Source organism: Anaerotruncus sp., from assembly GCF_057433415.1.
The window spans coordinates 35,197-49,897 of sequence record NZ_DBMDHH010000008.1; the positions used below are offsets into that span (position 1 = coordinate 35,197).

Annotated in this window: 16 protein-coding genes and 1 pseudogene; 11 read left to right on the plus strand and 6 right to left on the minus strand. The window is 64.0% G+C overall.

The genetic code is table 11. The features are described 5' to 3' along the window. The first annotated feature begins 73 nt into the window (after positions 1–73). Positions 74–1,936 carry a putative bifunctional diguanylate cyclase/phosphodiesterase gene (locus ACZO3G_RS03795; RefSeq protein WP_276872646.1) on the plus strand — a complete coding sequence of 621 codons (1,863 nt, stop codon included), beginning with the start codon at positions 74–76 and terminating at the stop codon, positions 1,934–1,936. 76 nt (positions 1,937–2,012) lie between these two features. Here ACZO3G_RS03795 and ACZO3G_RS03800 read toward each other — a convergent pair whose 3' ends face one another. Next, positions 2,013–2,165 carry a hypothetical protein gene (locus ACZO3G_RS03800; RefSeq protein ID WP_172439239.1) on the minus strand — a complete coding sequence of 51 codons (153 nt, stop codon included), beginning with the start codon at positions 2,163–2,165 and terminating at the stop codon, positions 2,013–2,015. A 59-nt stretch (positions 2,166–2,224) separates the two neighbouring features. Beyond that, a complete protein-coding gene (locus ACZO3G_RS03805; RefSeq protein WP_101551506.1) occupies positions 2,225–2,428 on the minus strand; it encodes a hypothetical protein in 204 nt (67 codons plus the stop codon). Positions 2,429–2,492: 64 nt separating this feature from the next. Between ACZO3G_RS03805 and ACZO3G_RS03810 the strand changes: the two genes are divergently transcribed. Next, on the plus strand, positions 2,493–2,705 hold the full coding sequence (locus ACZO3G_RS03810; protein ID WP_101551504.1) for a hypothetical protein: 213 nt from the start codon (positions 2,493–2,495) through the stop codon (positions 2,703–2,705). Positions 2,706–2,739: 34 nt separating this feature from the next. Here ACZO3G_RS03810 and ACZO3G_RS03815 read toward each other — a convergent pair whose 3' ends face one another. From ACZO3G_RS03815 to ACZO3G_RS03825, 3 genes are all read right to left on the minus strand, one after another. Next, on the minus strand, positions 2,740–2,922 hold the full coding sequence (locus ACZO3G_RS03815; protein WP_101551502.1) for a hypothetical protein: 183 nt from the start codon (positions 2,920–2,922) through the stop codon (positions 2,740–2,742). 17 nt (positions 2,923–2,939) lie between these two features. After that, entirely contained in the window at positions 2,940–3,323 is a 384-nt protein-coding gene (locus ACZO3G_RS03820) for a desulfoferrodoxin family protein (RefSeq protein WP_276872637.1), read from the minus strand. A gap of 104 nt (positions 3,324–3,427) precedes the next feature. After that, complete coding sequence (locus tag ACZO3G_RS03825) at positions 3,428–4,336, minus strand: SDR family oxidoreductase (RefSeq protein ID WP_101551498.1); 909 nt, start codon at positions 4,334–4,336, stop codon at positions 3,428–3,430. 160 nt (positions 4,337–4,496) lie between these two features. Here ACZO3G_RS03825 and trxA point away from each other — a divergent pair. The 8 genes and pseudogenes from trxA to ACZO3G_RS03865 form a co-directional block, all read left to right on the plus strand. Continuing rightward, a pseudogene (gene trxA, locus ACZO3G_RS03830) lies at positions 4,497–4,811 on the plus strand (thioredoxin); the annotation flags it as partial. A gap of 19 nt (positions 4,812–4,830) precedes the next feature. Further along, a complete protein-coding gene (locus ACZO3G_RS03835) occupies positions 4,831–6,534 on the plus strand; it encodes an FAD-dependent oxidoreductase (protein WP_276872635.1) in 1,704 nt (567 codons plus the stop codon). A gap of 136 nt (positions 6,535–6,670) precedes the next feature. Continuing rightward, entirely contained in the window at positions 6,671–7,348 is a 678-nt protein-coding gene (locus ACZO3G_RS03840) for a peroxiredoxin (RefSeq protein ID WP_101551492.1), read from the plus strand. Between the two features lie 186 nt (positions 7,349–7,534). Further along, complete coding sequence (locus ACZO3G_RS03845; protein WP_276872633.1) at positions 7,535–8,218, plus strand: Crp/Fnr family transcriptional regulator; 684 nt, start codon at positions 7,535–7,537, stop codon at positions 8,216–8,218. Positions 8,219–8,394: 176 nt separating this feature from the next. Continuing rightward, positions 8,395–9,117, plus strand: coding sequence for an RICIN domain-containing protein (locus ACZO3G_RS03850; RefSeq protein WP_276872631.1), 723 nt, complete (start codon positions 8,395–8,397; stop codon positions 9,115–9,117). 219 nt (positions 9,118–9,336) lie between these two features. Further along, complete coding sequence (gene glf / locus ACZO3G_RS03855; protein WP_276872629.1) at positions 9,337–10,509, plus strand: UDP-galactopyranose mutase; 1,173 nt, start codon at positions 9,337–9,339, stop codon at positions 10,507–10,509. Next, positions 10,506–11,528, plus strand: coding sequence for a glycosyltransferase family 2 protein (locus ACZO3G_RS03860; RefSeq protein ID WP_276872624.1), 1,023 nt, complete (start codon positions 10,506–10,508; stop codon positions 11,526–11,528). The genes glf and ACZO3G_RS03860 overlap by 4 nt, the downstream gene beginning before the upstream one ends. 40 nt (positions 11,529–11,568) lie before the next feature. Further along, complete coding sequence (locus tag ACZO3G_RS03865) at positions 11,569–12,255, plus strand: phosphatase PAP2 family protein (RefSeq protein ID WP_256153195.1); 687 nt, start codon at positions 11,569–11,571, stop codon at positions 12,253–12,255. Positions 12,256–12,400: 145 nt separating this feature from the next. Here the strand turns inward: ACZO3G_RS03865 and ACZO3G_RS03870 are convergent, their stop codons facing one another. Then, positions 12,401–12,697: a Dabb family protein gene (locus ACZO3G_RS03870; protein ID WP_101551481.1), complete on the minus strand. Its 297-nt coding sequence runs from the start codon at positions 12,695–12,697 to the stop codon at positions 12,401–12,403. Positions 12,698–12,930: 233 nt separating this feature from the next. On the opposite strand from ACZO3G_RS03870, the gene ACZO3G_RS03875 reads away from it, so the two are divergent. Continuing rightward, the gene (locus tag ACZO3G_RS03875) at positions 12,931–14,013 is read left to right on the plus strand and encodes a hypothetical protein (RefSeq protein ID WP_276872623.1); all 1,083 of its coding nucleotides are present in this window, start codon (positions 12,931–12,933) and stop codon (positions 14,011–14,013) included. Positions 14,014–14,701 lie beyond the last annotated feature (688 nt).

The window sequence follows — 14,701 nt, forward strand, 5'->3', positions numbered from 1 at the left end:
TGTTCTGGGCGGCCGGCGGAAGCGGTGGGGGATGAGCGTCGTGAGGCGATACGCAAAGGGCGGCCTTATTTCTTTGTTCATTTCTTTGCTGCTGCTGGGCGGCATAACGGTCCACGCGGTCACACAGGTGCAGTGCTACGGCAGGCTGATCAACTATGTGGGCATTGTGCGGGGCGCCACGCAGCGGCTGGTGAAGCTGGAGCTGATGGACCAACCAGGCGACGGCCTTGTGGAATATCTGGACGGCATCCTGGCGGACCTGTCCGGAGAGGGCGGGGAATACGGCCTGCCGAACCCCAAGGACGCGGCGTACCGGCGGGAGCTGGAGGAACTCAAGGGCATGTGGGTCCAGGTGAAGGACCACATCGACGCGTACCGGGCGGGAGCGGAGGACAGCGGGCCGCTGCTCACGCTGAGCGAACGCTATTTCGAGCAGGCCAACGACACGGTCTTTGCCGCCGAGGCCTATACCACCCGCCAGTCGAAAACCCTGCTGGCGGCGTGCGCCGTCATGCTGGGCATCATGCTGGCGACCTGGTTGTTCATCTTCTGGGCGGCCTCGAAAAAGCTGCTCCTGCTGGAGAGCACCAACCAGCGGCTGAGCGATCTGGCGCAGCGGGATCCGCTGACCGGGGCCTACCAGATCGACGCCTTCAAGGAGAAGGCCCAGACCCTGCTGGACCGGGCGGGGAATGAGCGGTACGCCGTGATCTGTACGGATTTCGTGGATTTCAAGTATATCAACGACATGTTCGGGTACGCCTACGGCGACGAGGTGCTGGCCCGGTATGGGGAGATCCTTCGCGCCGGGCTGCGGGAGCGGGAATTGTGCGGCCGGGTCTCGGCCGACAATTTCGTGCTGCTGCTGCGGTATGACCGGAAGGAGGAGGCGGCCGCGCGCCAGCGGGAGGCCGACCGGAAGATCACCGCGTATATGCGCAGCTCGCCCGGACGGCAGAGCCTGTCCACCTGCTGCGGAATCTGCTGCGTGGGGGACGTGGTCGAAAAGCTCGGCGTCGGGGGGCTCATGGACCGGGCGGGCTTTGCGCGCAAGATGGTCAAAACCAAAACCAGCCCCAACTATGTCTATTACGACGACAGCATCCGCCGCAAGCTGTGGGAGGAGAAGGACATCGAGAGCCGGATGGCTTCCGCCCTCGAGCGCCGGGAGTTCGTCGTCTATTACCAGCCGAAGGTGGACCTGCGCACGGGGAGGATCGCCTCCTCCGAGGCGCTGGTCCGCTGGAAGCTCAGCGGGGGGCGGGTCATCCCGCCCGATCAGTTCATCCCGGTCTTTGAGCGGAAGTTCATGATCGGGCAATTGGACCAGTACGTCATGGAGGAGGTCTGCCGCTGGCTGCGCGGCCGGCTGGACGCGGGGGAGTCCGCGCTGCCGGTATCCGTCAACGTGTCCCGGCTGCAGTTCTATGACGAGGGGTTCGTGGACCGCTATGTGGGGATCCGGGACAGGTTCCAAATCCCCCCGGAGCTGTTGGAGATCGAGTTCACCGAGTCCATCGTCCTCGACAACGCCGGCCTGCTCCTCCGGACGGTCAACGCGCTGAAGCAGGCGGGATTTGCCTGCTCGATCGACGATTTCGGCAAGGGCTACTCCTCCCTGAGCCTGCTGAAGGACCTGCCGGCGGACACGCTGAAGATCGACCGCTTTTTCTTCGAGGACGGGACGGACGAGGAGCGGGAGTGGGCCATCATCCAGGGCGTCGTCGATTTGGTGCACAGGTTTCACATCCACACGGTGGCGGAGGGGATCGAGACGCCGGAGCAGGTGCGGCGGCTGCGGGAAGTGGGCTGCGACTATGTCCAGGGCTTCGTCTTCTACCACCCCATGACACAGGAGGACTATGAACGGGAGCTGCGGCGCCAGGAGGAGGCCCCCGCGCCCTCCCGCTGCGGAAAAGAGCAAGCCCCGGGTTGACGGCACGCGTTATTCGGCGTGCCGGCCGGCCCGGAAAAAGCGAAGGCCCCCCGCTTCAGCGGGGGGCCTTCGGGCTTTATCCGTTGCTCTGCATCAGGTTTTCCGCGAACTTGCGGAGCTCGTCCTCGTTGGTAATCTTGGGCGCGCTCTGCTTGATCGTCTCCTGAACATAGACGGGCAGGGAGGAAAAATACTGCTGCATCTGCGGATTTTCAAAACATTCGGGCATGTTTGCCACCTCCGGTAATAGTATGGACGGGGGAAAGCCCCCTAAACTGGAAAGTTCTCCTAATAAAAGGAGGGCGGCTGCTCCACAAGGCTGCGGACGTAGGCCTGCATCTCCTTTTTGGAGCGGATCTGGTGGGTGTGCGCGATGACGGCCTGCTGCTGCTCGTGGCTCAGCGAGGCGAAATACTCCATGGCGGGCATGTTTTCGGCGAGCGCCATGCCGAACCCCATGGGGATCTCGGGACCGTTGGCATAGTTTTGCATGGTGGGAACTCCTTTCCGCCGCGCGGCATACAATGGGCTATCCCCCAAACGGGGAGGTGAAGCAATGGATTTGAGAAACGGGCGCATCACGATCGGCGAGATCCTCGCCAATCCGAACGCGCGCGCGATGATACAGCGCGCCTACCCAAAGGTGCTGGCCAGCCCGATGGCGGCGCGGTTCCGCGGCATGCAGCTGGGCACGGCGATGCAGTACGCGGGGCGCTTCGTCCCGCGGGCGCAGCTCGACCGGGTGGTCGCGCGGCTCAAAGAACTGTAGCTTTTTCGGCGGAGGGCGCACCCTCCGCCGTTTTTTATTTGTCGCCGGCCATGAGGTTTTCGGCGTAGCGGTGCAGCTCGTCGATGCTGTGGACGTTGCCGCAGCGCTGCTGAATCATCCCCTGCACGTAGTCGGGCAGGGACATGAAATAGGATTTGGCGGTATCGTCGCAGCTGAGCATTTCGTTCAGCCCGCCGGGATAGTTGGATCTGGGCATACTCTCACCTCGCAGAATTAATGGAAGTCGGCCTTCCACAGGCCGTGCAGGTTGCACCAGGCGTAGGCCGCCTCGGGCGCGTCGCCTTCGGAGAGGGCGAACTTTGCGACCGGGTCGCGGTCGACGGGCAGCTTTTTGAGCTGCCAGCCCTCCTTCGTGACGAGGCAGACCCAGCCGATGCTGTGCTCCCTGCTCATCGGATGCGGCACGTCGCCGACGCAGACTTCAACGGTGCTTCCCTGCTTTTTGACGACGGGGACATGCTTTTCGGCGGCGCCGTCCGACGTGTTGGCGCGCAGCGCCTTCATCGGGTCGCCGCAGCAGGCGAGCGTCGGGCTGCCCTCGATGACGGTGGCGATTTTTTTACAGTCCTCACAGTAGAGGAAGGTTGGATGTTCCATAGCGTGACCTCCCGGATTTTTGATGGGATTATTGTTTGCGCGCGGCAGGAAAATATGCAAAAAAACGCCCGTTGTCAAACGGGCGTTTTCGATTTTGCGCGTCTTCAGGACCCGACGATCTTCCCGCCGTTGGGGTGCAGGACCTGGCCGCTCATATAGCTCGCGTCGTCCGACGCGAGGAAGACGTAGCTGGAGGCAACCTCGAACGGCTGTCCGGCGCGCAGCATGGGCACGCGGGAGGTATCGGTGCCGAAGGTCTGGACCTCCCGCGCGGAGTAGGAGGCGGGGATGAGCGGGGTCCAGATGGGGCCAGGGGCGACGGCGTTGACGCGCACGCCCTGTCCCTCGAGCGAGAGGGAGAGGGAACGGGTGAGCGCCATGACCGCGCCCTTGGTGGCGCTGTAATCGATGAGCAGCGGCTCGCCCGCGTAGGCGGTGACGGAGGTGGTGTTGATGATCGAGCTGCCGCGGCCGAGATGGGGGAGCGCGGCCTGGATGAGATAGAAATAGGAGAGGATATTCGTTTCAAAGGTGGCGAGAAGCTGCTCTCGGGTGATGTCCAGGATGCTCCGGCGGATGAATTGGACGGCGTGGTTGTTGACGAGAACGTTCAGCTTGCCGTAGCACCCCACCGTCCGCTCGACGGCGGCGCGGCAGCAGGCGGGGTCGCGCAGGTCGCCGGGCAGCAGCAGGCACCGCCGCCCGAGCTCCTCGACATGGGCCTTCGTCTCGGCGGCGTCCTGCTCCTCGCAGAGGTAGGCGACCGCCACGTCCGCGCCCTCCTTCGCGAAGGCGTAGGCGACGGCGCGCCCGATGCCGCTGTCGCCCCCGGTGATGAGCGCGACCCGGTCGCACAGGCGGCCGCCCCCGGCGGCGCAGGCGTTCTCCGAGATCGGCCGGGGCTGCATGACGGCCTCCATGCCCGGCTGGCGGTCCTGCTGCTGGGGCGGGAAGGCGACGGGCACCTCCTCGCATTTCGTTTCGGTTTTGAGATAGTCGTAGACGGGATACATCTTGCCACCCCTTGTGATAAAGTTGGGTACCATGCTGAATCATATGCCGCGGGCCCGCTTTCCATGCGCCCCCGGGGGAAGTGTGACCTAGTCACCGTAACAACACCAAAAAGGTATATAATAGAGCCATACCAAACAACCGCAAAACAAGGAGGCAGATGATATGTCAGTCAAAACTTTGACCAAGGATAATTTCACCACAGAGGTTTTACAGTCCGACCAGGCGGTGCTCCTGGACTTCTGGGCGCCCTGGTGCGGGCCCTGCCGCATGGTTTCCCCGATCGTGGACCAGGTGGCGGCGGAGGTCGACGGGCGCGCGAAGGTCGGCAAGGTGAACGTCGACGAGCAGCCCGAGCTCGCGGCGCAGTTCGGCGTCATGAGCATCCCGACCCTCGTCGTGATGAAGCAGGGCAAGGCGGTCGCCACCCGCGTGGGCGTGCAGAGCAAGCAGGCGATCCTGAACATGCTCGGCTGAGCGGAAAGGAGGGAGCGAAATGAAGGTACTGATCGTCGGCGGCGTCGCGGGCGGCGCGTCGGCCGCGGCGCGGCTGCGCCGGCTGGACGAAGAGGCGCAGATCGTCGTTTTTGAGCGCGGCGAATACATCTCCTATGCGAACTGCGGGCTGCCCTATTATATCGGCGGCGAGATCACCGACAAGAAATCGCTGACCCTCCAGACCCCGCAGAGCTTTAAGGAGCGCTTCAACATCGACGTGCGCACCGGCTGCGAGGTCGTCTCGATCGACCGCGCGAAGAGGACGGTGACCGTCCGCGTCGCCGCGACCGGCGAAAGCTACACCGAAGCCTACGACAAGCTCCTGCTCTCGCCGGGCGCGGAACCGCTGCGGCCCCCCATCCCCGGCATCGAACACGAGCGGATCTTCACCCTGCGCACCGTTCCAGACACCTACCGCATCCGCGCCTTCGTCGAGGAGGCGCGCCCCAGGACGGCGGTGGTGGTCGGCGGCGGATACATCGGCGTCGAGATGGCGGAGAACCTCACGCGGGCGGGGCTATCGGTCACCGTCGTCGAGCTGGCGGACCATGTGATCGGCCCGCTCGACTACGACATGGCCAGCTTCGTCGAGCGCTACCTTGCCTCCAAGGGGGTGCGCCTGCTGCTGCAAAACGGCGTGAAGGCCTTTTCCCCCGCGCCGGACGGCGGCGTGACCGTCTCCCTCGAGCGGGGCGTCCTGAACGCCGACCTCGTGCTGCTGTCGATCGGGGTGCGCCCCGACGGCCGTCTTGCGAAGGAGGCGGGGCTTACGGTCAACCCGCGCGGCGCGATTGTCGTCGATCCCCACATGCGCACCTCCGATCCCGACATTTACGCGGTGGGGGACGCGGTGGAGATCACCGACTTCGTGACGGGCGCGCCCGGCTACATCCCGCTCGCGGGCCCGGCGAACAAGCAGGGCCGCATCGCGGCCGACAACCTTGCGGGCATCCCCAGCGTATACCGCGGCACCCAGGGCTCGTCGGTGCTCAAGCTCTTCGACATGGCCGTCGCGACGACCGGCCTCAACGAGCGCGCGGCGAAGGCCGCGGGGCTCGACTGTGACAAGGTGCACATCCACGGGACCTCCCACGCGGCCTATTACCCCGGCGCGCGGAACCTCGAGATGAAGGTGGTCTTCGAGCGGGGGACGGGGAAGATCCTCGGCGCCCAGCTCGTGGGCTTCGACGGCGTCGACAAGCGCTGCGACGTGCTGGCGACCGCCATCCGCGCGGGCATGACCGCCGCCGACCTGGCGGAGCTCGAGCTCTGCTACGCTCCGCCCTTCTCCTCCGCGAAGGACCCCGTCAACATCGCGGGCTTCGTGATCGAAAATCTCCTTGCCGGCAGGGTGCGGCAGTTCCACTGGGACGAGGTCGCGGCCCTCCCGCGCGACGGAAGCGTCACCCTCGTCGACACCCGTTCGCCGGAGGAATACGCGCAGGGCCGCATCGACGGCTTCAAAAACGTGCCGATCGACGGGCTGCGCGATCATCTCGACGAGTTCCCGCGGGGCAAGCCGGTCTATCTCACCTGCGGCACCGCGCTGCGCAGCTACCTCGCCTGCCGCATCCTCATGCAGCACGGCTACGAGTGCCACAACCTCTCGGGGGGCTGGACGGTCTACGAATCGGTCATGGGCAAGGCGGGATACGACTTTTCGCCGGCCCATCCCTGCGGCGTTAAAATCAAAACGGAATAAGGTGACTTTGTCACGGAAAGGATGCCGCGGATGCGGTATTCTTTAGACACAGAAACAGTAATAATTACTGTTATCACTCACTTCACTACCACTGCCCGAACATCAACAATCAGACCCGAAAAAAGGAGAATGCAATATGGAAGAAAACAGAAGCTACACCATGCCCCTCATCGGAGACAAGGCCCCCTCCTTCTCCGCCGTCACCACCCAAGGTCCCATCAACTTCCCCGAGGACTACAAGGGCAAATGGGTGATCCTCTTCTCCCACCCGGCGGACTTCACCCCCGTCTGCACGACCGAGTTCATGACCTTCGCGACGATGGCGGACGAGTTCAAGGCGCTGAACACCGAGCTGATCGGCCTGTCGGTCGATTCCCTCTACGCCCACATCGCCTGGCTGCGCAAGATCCAGGATCTCGAGTGGAACGGCATGAAGGGCGTCGAGGTCAAGTTCCCGCTCATCGAGGACATCAAGATGGAGGTTGCCAACAAGTTCGGCATGATCCAGCCCTCCTCCTCGACCACCCAGGCGGTGCGCGCGGTCTTCGTCATCGACCCCGAGGCGGTCATCCGCACGATCCTCTACTACCCGGCCTCCACCGGGCGCAACTTTGACGAGATCAAACGGATCGTCGTCGCGCTCCAGAAGGCGGACGCCGAGCAGGTCGCGACCCCGGCCAACTGGCGCCCCGGACAGGACGTCATCATCCCGACCGCCGGCTCCTGCGGCGTGGCCAAGGAGCGGATGGAGTCGCAGGACGAGGAAAAATACTGCCTTGACTGGTTCCTCTGCTTCAGGCGCGAAAAAAAGTGACCCTCCAAACATGCTGACATCTTTCATTTCTTTTACCTCCCCTGGAGGCCGGCCCCGCGCATTGCGCGGGGCCGGTCCGTTTTTTGCGGGGAAAGGGCGGAAGGCCTTTCCAAAACCATACGATTATGGTATTATATCGTCTATAGGATCATATCGTCAGAAGGAACCGGAAAGGGGGCGGCGGGATTGCTGCAGGCGGATTACGAGGCGTTCCTCGAGGGGGGTCTGCCCTTTTGGAAGAAGCTGGACGACGTCCAGCGCGCGCGGCTGCGGGAGACGGTGACGGCGCGCAGGTACGGGAAGGGCGAGACGATGCACGCGGGTTCGGAGGACTGCGCGGGGCTCTTCCTCGTGAAGGAGGGGCAGGTGCGGGTGTACATCCTCTCGGAGGGGGGCAAGGAGATCACCCTCTACCGGCTTTTCCCGTGGGATATCTGCATCTTTTCGGCCTCCTGCATGCTGCGCAACATCAGCTTCGACGTCTACGTCGAGGCGGAGAAGGAGACAGACGCGCTGCTGATCCCCACGACCGTCTACTCCACGCTGTCAAAGGAGTCGCTCGCGGTGTCCGACTACACCAACCAGCTCATGTCCTCGCGGTTCTCCGACGTGATGTGGGTGATGGAGCAGGTGCTCTTCATGAGTTTCGACAAGCGCCTCGCGCTTTTCCTGCTCGAGCAGGCGGAGATCGAGGGGACGGACCGGCTCTCCATGACCCAGGAGGTGATCGCCCGCAACCTCGGCTCGGCGCGGGAGGTCGTGACGCGGATGCTCAAGTATTTCCAGTCGGAGGGGCTGGTTTCCCTCTTCCGCGGCGGGGTGGAGATCGCCGACCGGGAGGGGATGGAAGCCCTTTCCAAGCGGGTTTAGCGGAAAAATCAGTCCGACAATCGGTGAAATGGTTTGCACGGCGGGGATGGAAAAAATCTTTTTTATGCACAATCACTATTTTTGCTTCCAGAAAATTGACAATATGACGGTGCGTGCTATAATATCAGCAGGAAACGTGGATGAATGGCGAATGATATTGCGAAAGGGCGTTACAAATGGCGAAAAAGACTGCACAGCACACGAAAATTACGAGCGGCGTTTATTACCGCATCCTCTCCGCGCGCAGCGGCAAGGCGATGGAGGCGGACGCCAACAACCGCATCCAGATGTACGACGTCACCAACGCGGCCAACCAGTTCTGGGCGTTTGAACCGGCGGACGGCGGCAGCTACCGCATCGTGAACCGCCAGTCGGGCGAGGTCGTGGACGTCATCCTGGCGGGCACCGAAAACGGCGCGCAGATCCACCAGTGGGAGGACGTCGGCGCGGAGAACCAGAAATGGCTCCTCGTCCCCGCCGCGAACGGCTGCTACAAGATCCAGTCGAAGCTCTCCGGCCGCTGCCTGGATATCGTCGGCCTCTCGGACGAGAACGGCGCGCCGATCCAGATCTGGGACGACATGGACGGGGACAACCAGCTCTGGAAGGTCGAGGACCCCAACGCGCCCAAGGAGGAGCCGGTGAAGAAGGCCGCCCCCAAGGCCCCCGCCAAAAAGCCGGCGGCAAAGAAACCGGCCGTCAAGAAGGAAACCAAGACCGCGCCGAAGGCGGAAGCCAAAGCCGCCCCGAAATCGGAAGTCAAGGCCGCGCCGAAGGCGGAAACCAAGACCGCTCCGAAATCGGAAGTCAAGGCCGCTCCGAAGGCGGAAACCAAGGCCGCGCCGAAGGCGAAGACCGCGGCGAAACCCGCCGCGAAGAAGGCCGCGGAGAAAAAATAAACTGGACAAAATCCCTCAAAATGCAACCCCGTCCATAGCGGGGTTGCATTTTTATGACAAGGTTCACAGGAAATTCACAGAAAGCTGTCCCGGAATCCCTCCGGATATGGTATACTTTGTGGGGATTTTCAAAGGGTTTGGCTCTTTAGAGGAAACTTGGAGATTTCCGCGGTATACTCTCGTTATGTCAGCAGAAGACGAAACGCAAAGGAGCGGGCTATGGAACACAACTACGACGCGGTCATTGTCGGCAGCGGGTTTGCCGGGGCGGTCACGGCGCGGCGGCTGGCCGAGGCGGGCAAGCGGGTGCTCGTGCTGGAAAAGCGGTCCCACATCGGCGGCAACGCCTACGACAGCCTCGACGGCGCGGGCGTCCTCGTCCACCGCTACGGGCCGCACATCTTCCATACGAACAGCGAGGCCGCCTGGCGGTTCCTCAGCCGGTTCACCGAGTGGCACCCCTACCGGCATGAGGTGGTCGGCAGCATCCGCGGGAAATTCGTGCCCATCCCCTTCAACCTCCATTCGGTCGACCTCTGCTTCGCGCCCGGCAAGGCGGCGCGCCTGCGGGAGCGGCTGATCGCCGGCTACGGGCCGGGCAGCCGGGTCCCGATCGCGGAGCTGCGCCGCCAGAGCGATCCCGAGCTCCGGGAGCTCGCGGAATACATCTTTGAAAACGTCTTCTGCCACTATACCGAAAAGCAGTGGGGCACCCCGCCCGACGCGGTGGACCCCTCGGTGCTGAAACGGGTGCCGGTGCTCGTCTCGGAGGACGACCGCTATTTCCAGGACACCTGGCAGGGCATCCCGGCAAAGGGCTATACCGCCCTCTTCGAGCGGATGCTCGATTATCCGGGCGTCGAGGTGCGGCTGGGGACCGAGGCGTCTGAGCGGCTGCGCGTGGGGGAGGACCGGGTCTATCTGGACGGGGAGCCGTTCGGCGGCGTGACCGTCTACACGGGCGCGCTCGACGAGCTCTGCGGCTGTTCGCTCGGGCGGCTGCCCTACCGCACCCTCGATTTCCAGTTCGAGACGCTGCCGGTCACCTGGTTCCAGCCGAAGGGCACCGTCAACTATACGGTCGACATGCCCTTTACGCGGATCACCGAGTTCAAATACTTTCTCGGGCAGGACCTGCCGGGCCGGACGACGATCGTCAGGGAGTTCGCGCGGGACTACGCCGGCAAAGCGGGGGAGATCCCCTACTACGCGGTGAAAAACCCCGGGAGCGACCGGCTCTACGCGGCCTATCTCGAAAAAATCTCCGCGGTGCCCCGGTTTTACCTGTTGGGGCGGCTCGCGGAGTACCAATACTACAATATGGACGCGATCGTCGCGCGGGCGCTCGAACGCGCCGACGAGATCCTCGCGGGATGGGAGGCGACGGCATGAAGCTCATGACCTATGTGGTGCCCTGCTACAATTCCGAGGCGTACATGCGCAACTGCATCTCGACGCTGCTGGCGAGCGGCGGGGAGGAGCTGGAGATCATTCTGGTGGACGACGGCTCGATGGACGGGACCGGCCGCATCGCGGACGAGTACGCGGCGCGGTATCCGGAGATCGTTCGCGCGATCCATCAGGAGAACGGCGGCCACGGCGAGGGGGTCAACCAGGGCATCCGCAACGCGCGGGGACTCTATTTCAAGGTGGTCGATTCGGACGACTGGCTCGACGTGCCGAGCGCGAAGGAGCTGCTGGCGACCATCCGCCGCCATCTGGAGAACGGCAGCCCCGCCGACCTCTACATCTGCAACTACGTCTACGAGCACGAGACGCAGGGCAGCCGGGTGATGCGCTACCGCAGCACCCTGCCGGTGGGGCGCATCTTCGGCTGGAGCGAGATCAGATCCTTCAAGCCCTGGCAGTACCTGCTCATGCACTCGCTCGTCTACCGCACCGCCCTGCTGCGGGAATGCGGGCTCGAGCTGCCCAAGCACACCTTCTACGTCGACAACCTCTTCGCCTACATCCCGCTGCCCTATGTGAAGACCCTCTGCTATCTCGACCTCGACCTCTACCGCTACTACATCGGCCGGGAGGACCAGTCGGTGAACGAGGCGGTGATGATCCGGCGGATCGACCAGCAGCTCCGGGTGACCCGGCTCATGGCGCAGGCCTACCGGGGGGAGCGGCTCGCGGCGATGGACCGCAAGCTGGTGAAATACCTGCTCAACTATGTGACGATGATGATGACGATCTCCTCCGTCCTGCTGACGGTGGACGGAAGCCCCGAGGCGCTGGAAAAGCGCGCGGCGCTCTGGAGCTGGCTGAAGGCGGAGAACCCCGGATGGTATTCGGCCATCCGCTACCGGTCGATCGCGACGTTCGTCAACCTGCCCGGCGCGTTCGGGCGGCGGCTGAGCGTCCAGAACTACCGCCTCGCCCGGCGGATCTATAAATTCAACTAGGTCCGGCGCCCGGACCCCGTGAGGAAACAGGTGATCTGATATGATAAGGAACTGGAAGACAACCCTCTACAATTACCGGCATGCGGCGCTCCTGCTCTATTTTGTGCCCTATATGCTCTGGTTCGGCTGGCTGCAGGGCAACGCCCGCCCCGAACACTGGGCGGGTTCGTGGATCGACACGCTGATCCCCTTCCAGGAGGTCTTCGTCATCCCCTACCTGCTGTGGTTTTTCTACGTCGCGGCGGCGGTGGGCTATTTCCTCGTTCGCTCCAAGCCCGACTATTTCCGGCTGTGCGCCTTCCTCTTCGGCGGCATGACCGTCTGTCTCGCGATCTATACGGTTTTCCCCAACGGCCAGATCCTGCGGCCGCTCGTCTTCCCGCGCGACAACCTACTCACCGACGCGGTACGCACGATCTACCTGGCGGACCCGCCGATCAACGTCTGCCCGAGCATCCACTGCTTCAATTCGATCGGCGTGAACATCGCGATCCGCCGCAGCGAGCTCGGCCGGCGGCATAAGGCCGTCCGCTGGGGCTCGGAGGTCCTGATGGTGCTCATCTGCATGTCCACCGTCTTTATCAAGCAGCATTCGATCGCGGACGTCTTCGCGGCGATCCTGCTGGCGGTGCCCTTCTACTTCGTGGTCTACCGCGGCGCCGAGCTCGCGAGAGCCTTCCGTCCCGCGCCCATCCGGACCCGCAAGGTCAAATTTGAAAATCCGTGACGGCGCTGCCGCACACGCATCACCGCCCCGGCCCGCAGAAGCGGGCCGGGGCGGTTTTTCGCGCGGCGGGCCGGGATTTCGGCATTGTCCGCCGGAGGCGGACAAAAAAACGGCCGCAGCGCGGCCGTTTTTGAAATCCCGGGGGTTATGCCTCGTAGTCCGCGACGACCCGCTCGGTGATGACCTTGCGGATGAATTCGCGCATTTTGAGGTGTTCAGGATGCTGGTCGTAGGCCTTGAGGGCCTCCTGCGAAACGAATTCGGAGTAGAGGACGAGATCGAAGCCCTTGGGGTTGATGTTTTTCCCCACCTCAAGGGTCAGGATGCCGTCGATGACGCCGTTCAGTGCTTCGAGCCCCTGCTTGATGAGCCGGGCGTTGTCCTCGCGGGTGTTGCCTTCTGCGACCTCTTCCAGTTTCCACATGACGATGTGCTTGACCATGATGTGTTGGACTCCTTTGTCCGGCGCGCGGCCGGTTTGTTGATGCCATTATCCTAGCATAAATGCGTTCCGGGTACAATCATTTTTATGCTTCTTTATACAATCTTAATATACTCCCGCGCGCCCCGCGGCTATGCGTGCCAAAAACTTCCGGGAGGGCGGCGCGCGGAATTTGACATACTAAGGAAAACAAAAATTCTGCCGGCCGACAGAGGCCGCAAGGAGGAAGAAGTATGAAACGATTGACCGCATGGACGCTCTGCGCCCTGCTCTTGACGGGCCTGTTGGCGGGCTGCCGGACGGCGGGACAGGACGGGGGCGAAAGCCGGGGCAGCCAGCCGTCCGCCTCGCTCGAGCCGAACACCGCCTCCCGGGAGAGCGCCCCGCAGGCGGACGTGCTGAAGACGGGGCTCGCGGTGATCACCTCGGCCGCCGACTCCACGTCCGCGGCCGGCGAAGAGGGGCTGGCGGATATCGGCTCGACGGCGGTCGCCCTGCTGGTGGACGACGACGGACGGATTGCGGCCTGCGCGATCGACGCGGTGCAGAGCAGGATTCCCTTTACGGCGGACGGCGCGCTCGCGCTCAACGCGGGCACGGTGTTCCCCTCCAAGCGGGAGCTCGGGAAGGACTACGGGCTCGCGGAGGCGTCGGGCATCGGCAGGGAGTGGTATGAGCAGACGGCGGCGTTTGCCTCCTATGTCACCGGCAAGACGGTCGCGGAGGTAAAGGGCATGGCGCTTGACGAGCGTACCGCCCCCACGGAGGCGGAGCTCTCCTCCTCGGTGACGATCGCGGTGGGCGGCTTTATCGACGGCATCGAGAAGGCGGCGCGGAACGCGCAGGCGCTCGGCGCGCGCGAGGGGGATTCCCTCGGGCTCGGGATCGCCACCAACATGCGGAACTCCAAGGGCGCGGGGGAATCGGAGGGGACCGCGCAGGCGGATTCCACCTACGCAGCCGTTTCCTTCGCACCGGACGGCACGATCACGAGCTGCGTGCTCGACGGCTCGCAGGGCGCCGTGCGCTTTGACGGTTCGGGCGCCATCACCTCCGACCTGAACGGCCCCTTCCGCACAAAGAACGAGATGGGCGACAGCTACGGCATGCGCGAGGCGTCGGGCATCGGCAAGGAGTGGTACGAGCAGGCCGCGGCCTACGCGCGGTACGCCGCGGGCCGCACGGTCGGCGAGCTGGAGGAGCTCTCCGTCACCGAGAAGGGCGCGCCGGCGGGCGGGGAACTGGCCTCGTCCGTCACGATCTCGGTCGGCCCCTTCAACGAGGCGCTGCGCAAGGCCGCCGCCTACGCGGAGTAGGAAGAGAAACGGAAAAAAGCGAAAGCCCGGCGCAAGCCGGGCTTTTGTTTTTGCGCTTCGCGCCTGTTCCGCGCTTTCTGAAGAAAGCGCCCAAAGACTTTAATCAGGCCCGCCGCCGTCCGGCCTATCTTTTGCGGCCCATGCCCAAGGCGAACATCCGCTGAGGCCCCCCGACACTGGGCCCGCGGGTCGCCGCAGCAATGTGCATGCGCCTCACGGCAGGCGCTTTGCACTCTCTGTTCCCGCCCGTTGGGAGCGCCCGCAACCTGAATTGAGCCCTCAGCTGGTGTACCCGTGGGGAGCGGCTGTAACCTGCGGGTCATGGCAAGGTGCTCCCGGGGGATACCGCTTAAAGTTCCGTCCCGCAGGGCCGGGTCCGCGTAGCGGACTCAAGCCGGGGTCGCGGGGCGGAGCGCCCGCGACTGCGGTCCGCAGACCGCGTTTCGGAGGCCAACCGCCGAAGGCGGCTCTTAGGCCGGAGATCGGCCGTCGCGCGTAGCGCGCTCCGGGCGCAGCCCGGGCAGGCCGCCCAAGGCGGAAGTCCCTTAGGCGGACTTTTGGTTCCTTTTCGTCCGTTCGAAAAGGAACCCGTGCCGCGCGGCGGAACGCGCTCGTGATTCTTGCCGCTTGGAAAGCGGCAATTCCCGTAAAGCGCCCGCCGCCCGCGGGGCAAAAAATCCAAAACCGC